We start from the raw sequence: 14,111 nt of genomic DNA on the forward strand, positions 1-14,111 counted from the left end.
TAAATTCAACAAGCAATATTATTCAAAGATCACAAAGCCGTTCTTTTCTAATTTACCGTCTGCAAAATTTTGTTCCAGGAGCGTTTTACCAATTGGGGCTACCGCATACGGTTTTTCGCCCAAATTAAAGACCGCACAGAGCTTAGTAGCATCTTTTTTTCGTGTTAATTTTACAACTTGAGCTGTATCATCTACTTGCCAAGCATAACCGCCATAACTGAGCACAGGTTGTTGGTCTTTACGCAATTTGATCAAAGCTTTCATAAAAGCGAGCATCTTTTGATCTTGCTCCTCTTTATCCCAGACCATGCAGGCCCGACATGCTGGATCATTACCACCAGCCATCCCCACTTCGGTCCCATAGTAAATACATGGTGAACCCATTTGCAGAAACATCAAGGTCAACGTCAATTTTGCTAGATCTTTATCACCTTGGCAAAGTGTCAACAACCGGGCTGTATCATGCGTATCCATCGAATTTAACATCACTTGGTTTGTCGGCATGCGATAGAGCATCAGCTGTTCATTCAACCGTGAGGCCATCTCGCTGAGGCTGATCTTTTTAGCTACTATCCCATCACTTAAAGTTTCTGTAAATGGATAATTCATCGCACCGTCAAATTCATGTTGGTTGACCCAACTTTGAGCATTGTGCCAAACTTCACCCAAAACATAAAAATCTGGCTTCAAATGATGTGTCAATGAATAGAAGTGCCGCCAGAAGTGGTGATCGATCTCATTTGCCACATCTAACCGCCAAGCATCGATATTGAACTGTTTGATCCAATACGATGTGATCTCATGCAGATAATTTTGCACTTCACGCGAAGCCGTGTTTAGCTTCGGCATATGCGGTGTGTTAGCGAAGACTTCATAAGTCAGGTCACGAGCAAATTCATCATTATCCGTCTTAGTATAGCTGACCGGAAATTCATTGATATGAAACCACGAAGCAAAGCGCGATTCTTGCCCATGTTCGATCACATCTTGCCACTGCATCGAAAAATCGCCCAAATGGTTAAAGACCGCATCCAACATGACTTTCATTCCACGTTTATGCGCTTCATCGACCAAACATTTAAAGGTCTTCTTGTCCCCAAAATGCGAGTCGATCGTAAAGTAATCGATCGTATCATATTTATGGTTGGAATGCGCCGTAAAGATCGGGCACAAATACAGGCCGGTGATCCCAAGCTCTTGTAAATAGTCTAAGTGGTCGATGATCCCTTGCAGATCGCCCCCAAAGAAGTTTTGCCGTGTTGGCTCAGCACTGCCCCAGGGTAAGGTACCCGCTGGATCATTGGTCAGATCCCCATTGGCAAATCTTTCCGGAAATATCTGATACCAAACTGTTTCTTTGACCCATTCAGGTGGATCGATCCGATCGATCTCATGTAAATACGGCATGCGAAAACAGGTCAAAGCTAACATATTTTCCGCCGTCGCTGGGACGAATTTGCGATCATCATAAAGCCACTGGTCGCCCGCTTTGTCAGTAAGCTTGAAAGCATACTGTAACCGGTGCAAAGGTAGCGTTACTCGAGCTACAAAATAATCGTGTGTCTTAGTAATAAAGGCCCTCTCCATCGTAACGGCCTCATGCTCCCAGGCTCCCGCATCTTTTTCATTGACCTTAGTTCCATACGGGTCACCATATAGCAATTCAACTTTAGCTACATCATCGTGTTTGACTTTCAAGCGGATCTCAAAAACTCCATTAGCCCCTAAATAAGCCATTTCACTGTCAGGGCGGTGATAAACTGCTGCAATATCCATTGTTTTTCCTCTCTTTTTTTATTTTTGTAAAATAAGCGATCCATATGGCGCTAGTTTGACTTGATCTGCACTAACTTTAGCATTTTGGCTCAATAGCACCTTAGTAAAGGCACCACACGGATAACGCTGCTCATGTTCACTCAAATTACAGATGACCAACACTTGTTTATGCTCATCTATCACTCGACGATACACATACAACTCAGAGCTAGTATTTTCTAAAATAAAACGCCCTTGGATAAATATCTGTTGTTTCTTTAACTGTAAAATTTGGCGGTAGAAATTCAATACACTGTCAGGATCGCCCATTTGTTCAGCGATACTGGCAACATTTTCGTCTTTCGACCATTTCCATGGCTGAACTTTAGAAAAACCAGCATAAGCCGTCGTATCAAACGGTAACGGCAAGCGCGCTGCCATTTTATGCGCTTGACTAGCTTTGTGCAAGATCTCACTATCACGCCAGCCTTTTTTCTTTGCTTGCTTAGCAAAATCAACGATCTGCGGATCTTCAAAGTCCGCCACCGTGCCTAATGTCTGCGAGCGCATGCCCAATTCTTCCCCATAATAGATGCAAGGTATGCCTCGCTGTAAGTACATCAACGTTGCCAGCATTTTTGCACAAGCTTTAGATCCCATTTTAGGTGCAAAACGACTCAAGATCCGGGGCATGTCGTGGTTGCTCCAATACAAAGTGGGATAGCTCACTCCTTCAAGTCGCTTTTGCCACTCGAGCATATTGGATTTAAAACCGGGAATATCTAATTTCACAGGCTGTCCTATCTGAGGCAGGTCGGGTTCGACTTGGCGCTTATCTTCGGCAAAGTAGCGGAAGGTCACGACCGTATCACAGCTCTCTTTTGGGGGCGTCGTATAATCCACCGCAAGATCGATGTCGGCACTAGCTGCTTCCCCTAAAATGAAGATATCCGGCTTTATTTGGTGTAATTGAGCGATAAATTCTTTTAAGTAAACTTGAACTTGCGGTAAATTAGCATAAAACATCTCGGCGATCTGGGGCTCAGCTGACTCAGCTAACATATCTTGCTCGAAGTCGGCTTTGGCGATATGGATAAAAGCATCCAATCTAAAGCCATCGACCCCATGCTCGAGCCAAAACTTAGCGATCTTGAGCATTTCGACTTGGACTTTTGGTTCAGCCCAATTCAGGTCGGGCATTTCCTTAGCAAATAGATGAAAATAGTAATTATCTGGATCAAGCGGATCTTTTTGCCACACACTTCCGCCAAAAAAGGAACCCCAATTATTGGGTGGGCCCCCATTTTTCCCTCGATGCCATAAATAACAATTGCGAAATTCACTGTCTTTGTCCTTTAAAGCTGCTTGAAACCACGGATGTTGATCAGAGGTATGATTCATTACAAAATCTAAAATGATATCTAAGCCCAAGGCATGTGCTTTGGTCACTAATTCATCAAAATCTGCCATGATGCCCAATTTTTCATCGATCTGATAGTAATCCGCCACATCGTAACCGTTGTCAATTTGTGGTGAAACATAGATCGGATTGAGCCACAAAGTATTTACCCCTAGTTGCTTTAAATATTCGAGCTCAGCTGTGATCCCCTTAAGATCCCCGATCCCGTCATCATTACTATCCTTAAAACTTTTAGGATATATTTGATAGATAATGCGCTCTTTAGCACTTAATGTACTCACTTTTTTCCCACCTTTCTATAAAAACTCATACCCTAATCTTATAAAATAATCAGACTTTTTGCAATCGCTTGCAAAAATATTTTTCAGTTATTTGCTAATTGACCACAAAAAAATACGCTCGGAGAAAATAGCTCCGAACGTATTTCGCTTACTTAGGCTTAACCGCGATAATTGATAAATTTATCGCCAGCTAAGTTCTTGTAGTAGGCACTCATCGTTGTTTGGTAGTATGGGTAGACCCAGATAGCTGCGATCCCAAAGGTCAGAAAGACAAGCAACCACCAACCGATAAAGCTCAATTGTAAAACAAACATTTCGAATTTATGTCCGTTCATCAATTCTCGACTAAGTGTGATGTAGTCAAGATAATTCAAGTTGTTGGCTTCACCTTTTTGGTTTACATCTTTGTAGATATAGTATGTTTGTGAGTAGGAATAGCTCTTGATGAGTCCTGGGATAACAAATAATAAGGTCCACAAGAAAGTAAAGATCGCTTGTAAAATATACAAGACTAAAACTGGTACAAAGTATTCGCGGGAGAAGACGGAGAACATCCCACGAACTGGACTAAAATCATTATTTTTAGTCCGCAACCAATCAAGTGTCGTATAGGCGATACCTGTTGTGATCAAAGTACCGATCAAACCACTAAATAATTGGCCACCACTATTAGCTGCACCATTACTTGCTGTTTCAGTGATCGAAGTTTCACTACCAGAAAAAGCACCGCTTTGGGCCAAGTATGCGACAAGAGCAATTGCACCAGCAATAATAACACCAGCAAAAACTGCACCCAAGATCGGAATAATATTCAACACGATAGCTTTTCCCCAGTTACCAGCAAGCAACTCGCGCGCTTCGGCTTTAAGTTCGCCTCTAGTTTTCATTAGAAAAACCTCCTAAATTTATTTAATAAATCTCATTATACTATATTACCTACAAAAACGACAAGAAAAACTATTTGTCGCAATCTTTTTTGGGACAAGTGTGCCACATATGGGTAAACGTGGCAATCGTTTCCCTTTTCTGCTGTAATGTGCGAAAAAAAGCAGCTCCTAGGAAATAACAATGCGCCCCCTAGGATGCAAAATACGCATCCTAGGGGGCACACCGTTATTTCTATGGAGCTAACCGCTTTTTTTCGCACTCGTTTTTTTATTCAGCAGTGATCGCGATCAAGTTGTCACCGTGTTTTACTTCGTCGACATCGATGCGCTCTACACTTTCGTAGTTCATCGTGTTAGTTACGATCACCATTACCGTTGTGTCGTAACCAGCTTGCTTGATAGCTTCCAAGTCAGCTGTTCCTAAAACGTCACCCTTCTTGATCTTTTGACCTTGAGTTACGTTAGATGTGAAATGTTGACCCTTCAAGTTGACTGTATCGATACCTACGTGGATCAAGACTTCTGCACCTTGATCTGTCTTGATACCATAAGCATGCTTTGTTTCATAAGCCACTGTGATCTCACCATCTGCTGGCGCATAGATCGTGCCGTCAGCTGGAACAACTGCCGCACCATCCCCCATCATCTTAGTGGAGAAGACTTGATCGTTAACTTGGCTCAAGTCGATAGATTCCCCATCAACTGGTGAATCAACTACTTGATTTTCAACTCCAGAAACTTTTTTAGCTTCTGTCTTTGCTTCCTTAACTTCTTTTGGTTCACTTGGTGCTGCCACTGGAGCTGGATTCAATAATTGGCTGTGGCTCTTACCATAGATAAATGTCAAGGCAAATGCGACTGCAAAGGCGATAAGTTCAGCTACGATGTACATTGGGATCGATGAAGCGTTGATCGATAAGAAACCAAGGAAACCAGCGGAACCAAGAGAAACTGCGATAACGTGCATCAAACCAGCAAACATCGCTGCAATACCAGAACCGATCAAAGCACAGAAGAATGGGAATTTATACTTCAAGTTGACCCCGAATAATGCTGGTTCTGTGATCCCAAGTAAAGCTGAAACACCAGCTGAAGATGCAAGACCTTTCATCTTCTTGTCTTTTGTCAATGCCCAAACTGCAAAGGTCGCAGCACCTTGCGCAACGTTAGCCATCGAAGCTACAACAAAGATAAAGTCACCTGCGCCTTTACCGTTACTGAAGGCTGTGATAAGTTGTGTTTCGATCGCAGGGAAACTTTGATGTAACCCAGTCAATACGATAGCTGAGTAAGTAAGACCAAAGATACCCATCCCGATAAAGCTTGTTGTGTCATATAACCAAACGATACCATTTGTTACCCAATCAGAAAGTGTCTTCATTGCAGGACCAACGATCGTGAAGGTCAAGAAACCTGTTAACATAACTGCGATCAATGGTGTAAATGTGAAGTCAACTGCTGATGGTAAACGTTTGTGTAACCATTTTTCTAAAACAGATAAGATCCAAACTGCTGCTAAAACTGGAATAACTTGGTAGTAGTAGTTATTTTGCATAACTTGCATCCCAAAGATATCCCATGATTTACCGGCTAATAAGTCAGGACTTGTCATGATCATCCCGATCGCTGCCCCGAGGTATTGGTTAGCCCCGAAACGTTTAGCCGCCGAGATCGCAACTAAGATCGGCATGAAGATAAATGGTGCTGCCGACATCAATTGGATCATGCTAGACAAGCCTTTGATCGCTGGATTCATTTCTACGATCGCTTGTGGTCCAAATAAACCTTTTGATGTTAAGAAGTTGTTCAAAGCCATCAACAAACCACCCGCAACTAAAGCTGGGATGATCGGAACAAAAATATCAGATAAGAGCTTGATAAAGGCCATGATCGGGTTGAACTTCTTACCTTGTTCAGCGATCTTCTTAAGATCTTCCGTTGAAGCTTCCTTCAAACCAGTATCTTTGATCAATTCATCATAAACAAAGTTGACATCCCCTGGCCCAATGATGATCTGATATTGACCATTTGTTTTAAATGTCCCCTTAACGTCTGGATTGTTATCCAACGCTGCTTGATCGATATTGTTATCGTCTTTTAAGACTAGACGCAAACGTGTCGCACAGTGAGCTGCCCCCACCATATTGTCGCGACCGACTGCTGCGATGACGTCTTTTGCCACTTTTTTGTGATCCATCGTAAGCACTCCTTTTTGTAAACGTTTTACATTTTCTACATCTATAATGATAGCGTATTTTTAAAATATGTCAATCGTTTATCACAAATTTATTTTAAAAAATTTAAACACAGAAATTTATTTCGATATAAAATGATATACGTTTGACACAAACCACCGTAAAAGTTAAAATTCAATATATAGACAACGTTTTCAAAAACACTAAAAGAGAAGGGATCTTCAACTATGGAATGGACACGCGAAACGCGCTATCGGGCATATGCCGACTGGAGCGCTGAAACACTCTTAAAATTACAAGCACAAGCAGCTAATTCACAATACCAATTGGGTTACCATATCCGCCCAAGTTCCGGGCTTTTAAATGACCCTAATGGTTTTTCATATTTCAACGGTCAATGGCATGTTTTTTATCAATCATTTCCATTTGGTGCTGCTCACGGCCTTAAGTCATGGATGCACTTAGTCTCCGATGACCTCGTACATTGGAAAGATCTCGGCCTAGCACTTGCACCCGATACAAAATTTGATAGCCATGGTGCCTATTCTGGTTCCGCTTTACCTGTCGATGATAAATTATTCTTAATGTACACCGGTAATCATCGTGATCAAGATTGGATCAGACATCCATTCCAGCTTGGAGCTTGGATGGATCAAGCTGGCCAGATCACAAAATTAGATGAACCCTTGATCACTCAACCTGCCCACACAACTGATCATTTCCGCGATCCACAAGTTTTCAAACATCGTGATCTCTACTATGTCGTATTGGGCGCTCAAGATAAAGAAACTAAGACTGGTAAGATCTCCTTATTCTCATTCAAAGACCTTAAGGAGTTCACTGATCTAGGCTATCTTGAATTTACTGAAGCTGAAATGGGCTATATGATCGAATGTCCTAACTTGATCTTTGTCGATGACAAACCACTTTTGGTCTTTTGCCCCCAAGGTTTGGACAAAGATGTCGTAGCTTACGACAATATCTACCCTAATATGTATCTTCTAGGTGAAGATGTTCAACTAAACAAAGCCAAATTTGAAGCTGGAGATAATCAGATCCAAAACTTAGATGATGGTTTCGATGTTTATGCTTCCCAAGCATTCAATACTCCAGACGGCAAAGCTTATCTGATCAGCTGGGTCGGATTACCTGATGTTTCATATCCAACTGATGAAGAAAACTGGGCTAGTTGCTTGAGCCAAGTCAAAGAGCTTTCATTAAAGGATGGCAAACTTATTCAACGTCCGGTCGTTTCCATGGCTGATCTGCGTGAAAAAGGCATTTCACTTCAAACAGCAGAAAAAGTTAACGCTAAACAGCAAATAATTGCTGAAAGTGGCGAGCAATATGAGTTAAAATTGACTTTAGATACTGACCAGAATGGTACCCTCCATTTAGCTGGCAATGATGACCTTAGTCAAAGTTTGAAGCTTGAATTCTCAACTGGAAAAGACGCATATTTGACCGTTTCACGTGCAGACATCGGCGCTCAATTTGCAACCGAATTTGGGACAACGCGCACCATTTTGCTCCCAGACCAAAAAGCACTCGACCTGGAGATCTTTATCGATCATTCGCTCTGTGAAATCTTTGTCAACGGTGGTGAACATGTGATCACTCTACGTTTCTTTGCCGAAGCTGGCAACAAACAGATCGCTCTCACTTCACCAACTGAGGCTGCGTTAAACTATCGGGGTACTTTCTGGAAGCTTAAAAGCATCTAGAAAGGATGGAGCCTATGCGTCCCAAATTAACTGACGTCGCCAAGAAAGCAGGCGTCTCTGTCACAACTGTCTCTCGTGTTATCAATGATTACGGTTATATCAGTCAAAAAACACGGGACAAAGTTTTTTCCGCGATGGAAGAGTTGAACTATCAACCCAACTCCCTAGCGCGCTCTTTACATGGCAAGAGCACCAATCTCGTTGGTTTGATCTTTCCAGCGATCACAAACCCCTTCTTTGCCGAATTAGTCGAACAGATCGAACAAAAGCTCTTTAGCGAGGGCTACAAAGTGATCTTGTGCAATGCTGGTTCAGATAAAGAAAAAGAACGTGAATATTTAAAAATGTTATTAGCTAACCAAGTCGATGGGATCATTGCGGGGGCTCATAATCTAGGGATTGACGAATACAATCGGGTCGGACTTCCGATCGTCTCCTTTGACCGTAAGCTTTCCGAGCAGATCCCGATCGTTTCTTGTGATAATTATGCTGGGGGAAAAATGGCGGTCGAAGAGCTCTATAATGCTGGGGCACGCCACATTTATTTCCTGGGAAATCCACACCAAAATGGTAACCCGACCGATCAGCGTTTAGCCGGTTACTGTGACACGATCGACGGTTTGGGGCTAAGTCGGCACATCCATACGGTGAGTTTTTCAGAATCACCTTCACTCAAGTTATTTTCGATCAAAAAATTACTGACTGAAAGTGTGGCTGACGGCATCGTATGTACTGATGATCTAACAGCGATCTTGGTTTTACAAGCGGCCAAAGAGCTAGCGATCAAAGTTCCAGAACAATTAAAGGTCACAGGTTTTGACGGCACGACCCAAGTCCAGCTCTATCATCCTGAGCTCTCCACGATCGTCCAACCGATCTCTGACATCGCCGAGGTCCTAGTTGAAGTCTTAAAGGCTAGGATCAAGCAACCAAGCGAACCGCTAAAACAAATGCAATACACTCTACCGGTGAGCTTCTTACAGAGAGATTCGACAAAGTTTAGAGTGTGAGGGAGCTGAGCTACCGAACACGTTTCAATAGAGTGTGAGGATATGCGGGTTGAGCCGTATGAATAACGTTAAAGTCACCGTGATGCGTTTTTGGCATCATGGTGACTTTATTGTTATTCACTAGGCGCTGCATAGCCGAGCACGTTTCAATAGAGTGTGAAAGCTGGCACCCTACGCCATTCAGATAAATAGAAACCAGACACTATGCGTTTTTTGCATTGTGTCTGGTTTTTTGTTATTCACTAAACTTCAACATCTAAAGCCAAAACAGATCAGCGTCCGTTTTATACGCTCGGGGACCCTTTGAAAGGGCGAACATAGGAAAGATTCAACTATCGGTTTTAGACCCAACATTTGTTTTTCACAGATCGAATTATTTAATAAAAGATTTTGATTCGCTTTCCTTAAAACAGGTAAGCTTCAAAAAACTCTATCATGATTTAGATCTACAAGTTCTAAATCATGAAAAGATCCTCTGGACAGCACCATCTGGTTTCGGAAAAACCACGTTCTTTAAGCTCCTACTGGGTGAACTTGTTCCTGATACTGGAACATACACGCTCAACCAGACAAACGTTGACCCTGCAACTGTTCATGCTTATTTTGCCCATGTCGCACAAGAACCGCATATTTTTGCTGATACTTTGCAATTTAACCTATGCTTAGGTAAAGATGTGCCAAAAGAAAAATTAGCACAGGTCATTGAACTGACTGGGTTGACCAAATTAGTCACACAACGCGGTCTAGATTCCGTATTGTAGCCAGCTGGTGCAGATCTTTCTGGAGGCCAAAAGCAACGGATCGAATTGGCACGCACCCTACTACAAGACCGCCCGATCTTATTAATCGACGAAGGTACTTCTGCCTTAGATCCCAAGCTTTCGGAAATGATCCATGAGAAAGTGATCGCCCACTTCAACGGGACTGTGATCGAGATCGCCCATAAATTAAGTCCTAAAGAACAGGCTCTCTTTACTAAAAAAATCGCTTTAGATGAGCTCAGTGAATAATTTGATTAGTGTAAAAACTACTTTTAGACACAAAATAAAGGCGCTATCCCAAGTGTTCAGGGATAACGCCTTTATTTATTTTCTCTATTTGATCACACATTCCACGCCAAAATGGTCACTGATCAAGGGTTGCTCTTTACCATCAAAAAGCACATGACTTTGCGTAACTTCAAGTTGTTGACTGATAAAGATATAGTCGATCCGCAAAGCTTTGTCATTATTTTCCCATCCATCGATATCTTGCAAGATCGTTGCCCCACCAGTCACCTCTTTAGCAGCTAAATGGCTGTCTTTTAGTTTTAAAGGACTAGCTAAGATCAATTCATGACCTGGAGTATTTTCTGGGTTATTAAAGTCTCCCATGATGACCAATGGTGCTTCTTCGGTAGCCAAAGTAGCTTCTAAGCGATGCCATTCTGATTTAAAATCATTCTTCCACCATGAGAAATGCCCGCTGACAACACACATTTCCTGACCTGCGACCTGTGTCTTAGCGATCAACGCCCGACGCGTATGATAGTCGTATTCATCATCAACATTTGACGTCAAAACGCTTCTTTCTGAGGTGAATGGCTGTTTAGATAACAAAGCCACCCCTTCATGATACTCGTCATAGCCAATATGACCGTAAGCCCATGTGAAATAATAATTTACGCCACGTTCTTTTAAATATTCGACTAATTTTAAAGCATAATTATCTTCGTGCAGATGATGTTGATTTTCTAGCGTATACGGCGCTTGCAAAACATCGGGTGAATCGATCCGTTGATTTACCTCTTGTAATGCGATCACATCATAATCTGCAGCCAAGATCTGTTTACCTAAGATCTCCAAAGCAAGCTCTGAATCTTCACCCAACCAACTATGTGTATTCAACGTTAAAAATTTTGCCACGTAAAATTCCTCCATAAACACAACTAAGCGACGCCAGATATCTGGGCGTCGCTTAGTTTTAAATCATTTAGACTTCAACTGTTCCGACAACTGTCTTAGCAGCTTGATGGCCTAATTTATCAATTTTGACTTCCTTGATATCCTGTACATTAGTAAATGCTACAACAATTGTATCATCTTTACCAGCTGCCTTGATCTGTTCAAGATCGGCTAAGGCAAGTAAGTCACCGGCTTTAACTTTAGCCCCGTCATTAACTTTGACTTCAAATGGTTTACCGTCAAGTCCAACTGTATCAAGTCCCATGTGAACTAAGACTTCTAGTCCTGCATCAGTTACTAGACCGATCGCATGCTTAGTTGGGAAGACGCTTGTTACTGTCCCAGAAACTGGAGCATAAACATTTTGGTTATCTGGTTTGACCCCGAAACCATCACCCATCATCTTTTGTGAGAAGACGGGATCATTAACGTCTTCGATCTTGATCACATCACCATCAGAAACAGTATGGATCTCTTCAGTTACACCTTTGAATTGGATCTTCTTTTCTTCTGTGACTGTACCGCTCATAACGTCGACTTTTGGAATTTCGACACCAGAGTCAAGTAAGTCTTGGACGTCAGATTTCAAAACATCGGCTTTTGGACCGTAAACAGCTTGTACACCTTCACCTTTAACGATCAAGCCCATCGCACCAACTTGCTTCCATTCTTCTTCAGAACCAACTTTGGCACTATCTTTAACAGTTACACGTAGACGCGTCATGCAGGCATCAACGTCGGAAATATTTTCGCGACCGCCAAGCAAGTTGATGATCTTAACAACTTGTGAGTTAGGATCAGCTTGACCATCAGCTGTTGTTGCAGAATCAGAACCTGTATCACCAGTATCGACACCATCGTAATTACCATTGCGCCCTGGTGTTGCCAAGTTGAATTTCTTGATCATGAAGTTTGCGATAAAGTACATTGCTACAGCAAAGAGCAAGGATACCCAAACAAAGTTGAAGATATCTTGACCTAAACCAGCTTTAAATGCCATTGGTGAGCGTGTAAGCAACTCGATGTTACCAAAGGAATGAACACGTAAGTTGATAAGGTCAGCTGATGCAAAGGCTAAACCTTGCATGATCGCATAAACGATATATAGTGGCACTGCAACGAACATGAACATGTATTCAAGTGGTTCTGTAACACCGGTCAAGAAGACAGCAAGTGCAGCTGAGATAAACATTGAGCTGTATTGTTTTCTCTTATCAGGATCAACATTGCGATACATTGCAAGTGTTAGACCCATCAAAATACCAGTTGAACCGATCATTTGACCAACTTTGAAACGAGCTGGTGTCCAGTGTGTTAAGACATAGTTGTATTTAGCCATGTCGCCGGCACCCTTCAAGTTGACCAAGTCAGTTGTCCAAGCAAGCCACAATGGATCTTGTCCGAACACATGGTGACCAGCTTGAGCACCAGTTAAGATCTCGTAAGTCCCACCTAATGAGGTGTAGTTGATCGGGATCGTCAACATGTGGTGTAAACCAAATGGAAGTAAGAGACGTTCTAAAGTACCATATAGGAATGGTGCCAAGAAGCGTGCTGTTTCTTGGGAAGTAGCGATCCACATACCGAAACTGTTGATCCCATATTGGATAACTGGCCAAATAATAGCTAAAATTAACGCTACGATCGTGGAACGTAAGATAACTACGAATGGAACAAAGCGCTTACCATTGAAGAATGATAAAGCATCAGGCAATTTACGGAAGTTGTAGTATTTGTTGTAAGCTGTAGCCCCAACAAAACCAGCAATAATACCGACAAACACACCCATGTTAAGTGCTGGTGCACCTAAAACGTTAACAAAGTAATCACTAACTAAGATCTTGCTACCAAAGATGGTATGTACATAAGCCTTAGAGTCTGCCATCATTTCAGCATTAACGCCAAAGACAGTACCAGTTACGATGTTAATTAAAATAAATGCTAAACCTGCAGCAAAAGCACCGCCAGCACGTTCCTTAGCCCAGCTACCCCCGATCGCTAATGCGAAGAGGATATTCAAGTTATTGATAACACCCCAACCGAGCTGTTCAATAACCCCACCAGTCGTAACTAGGGCGGTCATATTCGGATCGATCATTGCCAATGTTTTACCGATACTGATCATCAAACCAGCAGCAGGCATTACGGCGATAACGACCATCAAACATTTACCGAACTTTTGCCAAAATTCGAAACTGAAAAACTTTTGAAATTGTGCTTTCAACTACCTCACTCCTTTAAAAATTATCTCTAAATCGTTAAGTTATGCAACCGGTTTATGCAATCGGTTTCATTACATTTTTTATTATAGCGACTCTTCTTAAAAATGTAAACCCTTTCGCTTATATTTTTCACATAATTTTTTTAAACTTATCTAAAAGCAAATATTTTAGCTGTTTACATAGGCAACAAATAAACTAGACCAATGAAAATGTGCTATAGTTAATTTAAAATTGAGCTAAGGAAGGTGGAGATATTTGATGAAGAAGTTTGATCTCTATCTGTTATTGAGCGATCTTTTGCTGATCGGTCTACTGATCATTGAATTATTTTTTGAGCTTGATCTCACACTCCGTATTTTAGGCTATGGAACGGCATTTATTTTACTTATCATGCAGACTTTCTTCTCTAATAAGTATCAGCGTGGGACATCTTGGTTCGAAACGAGCTTATATCTACTCTTTGTCTTTCTCTGTCTGCTATTCATCATCTTTTTATGATCTTTTGTCTACTACCTCTCAGCAGTGGCTTTATTACTGCTGAGTTTTTTCTAACTGCACAAAAAAAGCCGCTAGTCAAATCGACTAACGACTTTGGTCGCGTGGCAACTTCCTACCCTCGCAAGGGGCGATCCCCTAACTACTATCGGCGTTACAAAGCTTAACTTCTGTGTTCG

Annotated in this window: 9 protein-coding genes and 1 pseudogene; 4 read left to right on the forward strand and 6 right to left on the reverse strand. The window is 41.9% G+C overall.

Annotated elements, in window-relative coordinates; genetic code table 11:
- Positions 1–18 precede the first annotated feature (18 nt).
- The 4 genes from ABT996_RS06425 to ABT996_RS06440 form a co-directional block, all read right to left on the reverse strand.
- Positions 19–1,776, reverse strand: coding sequence for a glycoside hydrolase family 13 protein (locus ABT996_RS06425; RefSeq protein ID WP_035446926.1), 1,758 nt, complete (start codon positions 1,774–1,776; stop codon positions 19–21).
- Between the two features lie 18 nt (positions 1,777–1,794).
- Positions 1,795–3,456 (reverse strand): alpha-glucosidase, encoded by a 1,662-nt coding sequence (locus ABT996_RS06430; RefSeq protein ID WP_035446924.1) that lies wholly within the window; start codon positions 3,454–3,456, stop codon positions 1,795–1,797.
- Between the two features lie 158 nt (positions 3,457–3,614).
- Positions 3,615–4,343 (reverse strand): DUF975 family protein, encoded by a 729-nt coding sequence (locus ABT996_RS06435; protein ID WP_010688413.1) that lies wholly within the window; start codon positions 4,341–4,343, stop codon positions 3,615–3,617.
- A gap of 268 nt (positions 4,344–4,611) precedes the next feature.
- Positions 4,612–6,540 carry a sucrose-specific PTS transporter subunit IIBC gene (locus ABT996_RS06440; RefSeq protein WP_005919028.1) on the reverse strand — a complete coding sequence of 643 codons (1,929 nt, stop codon included), beginning with the start codon at positions 6,538–6,540 and terminating at the stop codon, positions 4,612–4,614.
- Between the two features lie 225 nt (positions 6,541–6,765).
- Between ABT996_RS06440 and ABT996_RS06445 the strand changes: the two genes are divergently transcribed.
- From ABT996_RS06445 to ABT996_RS06455, 3 genes and pseudogenes are all read left to right on the forward strand, one after another.
- Positions 6,766–8,262, forward strand: a complete 1,497-nt coding sequence (locus ABT996_RS06445) for a sucrose-6-phosphate hydrolase (protein WP_035446922.1) — start codon at positions 6,766–6,768, stop codon at positions 8,260–8,262.
- 14 nt (positions 8,263–8,276) lie between these two features.
- Positions 8,277–9,272 (forward strand): LacI family DNA-binding transcriptional regulator, encoded by a 996-nt coding sequence (locus ABT996_RS06450; protein WP_010688416.1) that lies wholly within the window; start codon positions 8,277–8,279, stop codon positions 9,270–9,272.
- Positions 9,273–9,652: 380 nt separating this feature from the next.
- Positions 9,653–10,282 (forward strand): annotated as a pseudogene (locus ABT996_RS06455) (ATP-binding cassette domain-containing protein).
- Positions 10,283–10,366: 84 nt separating this feature from the next.
- Here ABT996_RS06455 and ABT996_RS06460 read toward each other — a convergent pair.
- Both ABT996_RS06460 and ABT996_RS06465 read right to left on the reverse strand, forming a co-directional pair.
- A complete protein-coding gene (locus ABT996_RS06460) occupies positions 10,367–11,176 on the reverse strand; it encodes an endonuclease/exonuclease/phosphatase family protein (RefSeq protein ID WP_035446920.1) in 810 nt (269 codons plus the stop codon).
- Positions 11,177–11,243: 67 nt separating this feature from the next.
- Positions 11,244–13,439 (reverse strand): PTS transporter subunit IIBC, encoded by a 2,196-nt coding sequence (locus ABT996_RS06465; protein ID WP_035446918.1) that lies wholly within the window; start codon positions 13,437–13,439, stop codon positions 11,244–11,246.
- 256 nt (positions 13,440–13,695) lie between these two features.
- Here ABT996_RS06465 and ABT996_RS06470 point away from each other — a divergent pair, with 256 nt between their 5' ends.
- Positions 13,696–13,935, forward strand: a complete 240-nt coding sequence (locus tag ABT996_RS06470; RefSeq protein WP_035446916.1) for a hypothetical protein — start codon at positions 13,696–13,698, stop codon at positions 13,933–13,935.
- The last annotated feature ends 176 nt before the right edge of the window (positions 13,936–14,111 follow it).

Origin of the sequence: Ligilactobacillus sp. RTP31139st1_D10_RTP31139_211217, assembly GCF_040226755.1 — a bacterium.
In the GTDB taxonomy this organism is placed as follows: Bacteria; Bacillota; Bacilli; order Lactobacillales; family Lactobacillaceae; genus Ligilactobacillus; species Ligilactobacillus animalis.

Bases quoted from the DNA above. Each gene is read 5' to 3' on its own strand.
- ABT996_RS06445 (WP_035446922.1), top strand. From the start codon at position 6,766: ATGGAATGGACACGCGAAACGCGCTATCGGGCATATGCCGACTGGAGC.
- ABT996_RS06470 (WP_035446916.1), top strand. From the start codon at position 13,696: ATGAAGAAGTTTGATCTCTATCTGTTATTGAGCGATCTTTTGCTGATC.
- ABT996_RS06425 (WP_035446926.1), bottom strand. From the start codon at position 1,776: ATGGATATTGCAGCAGTTTATCACCGCCCTGACAGTGAAATGGCTTAT.
- ABT996_RS06435 (WP_010688413.1), bottom strand. From the start codon at position 4,343: ATGAAAACTAGAGGCGAACTTAAAGCCGAAGCGCGCGAGTTGCTTGCT.
- ABT996_RS06450 (WP_010688416.1), top strand. From the start codon at position 8,277: ATGCGTCCCAAATTAACTGACGTCGCCAAGAAAGCAGGCGTCTCTGTC.
- ABT996_RS06440 (WP_005919028.1), bottom strand. From the start codon at position 6,540: ATGGATCACAAAAAAGTGGCAAAAGACGTCATCGCAGCAGTCGGTCGC.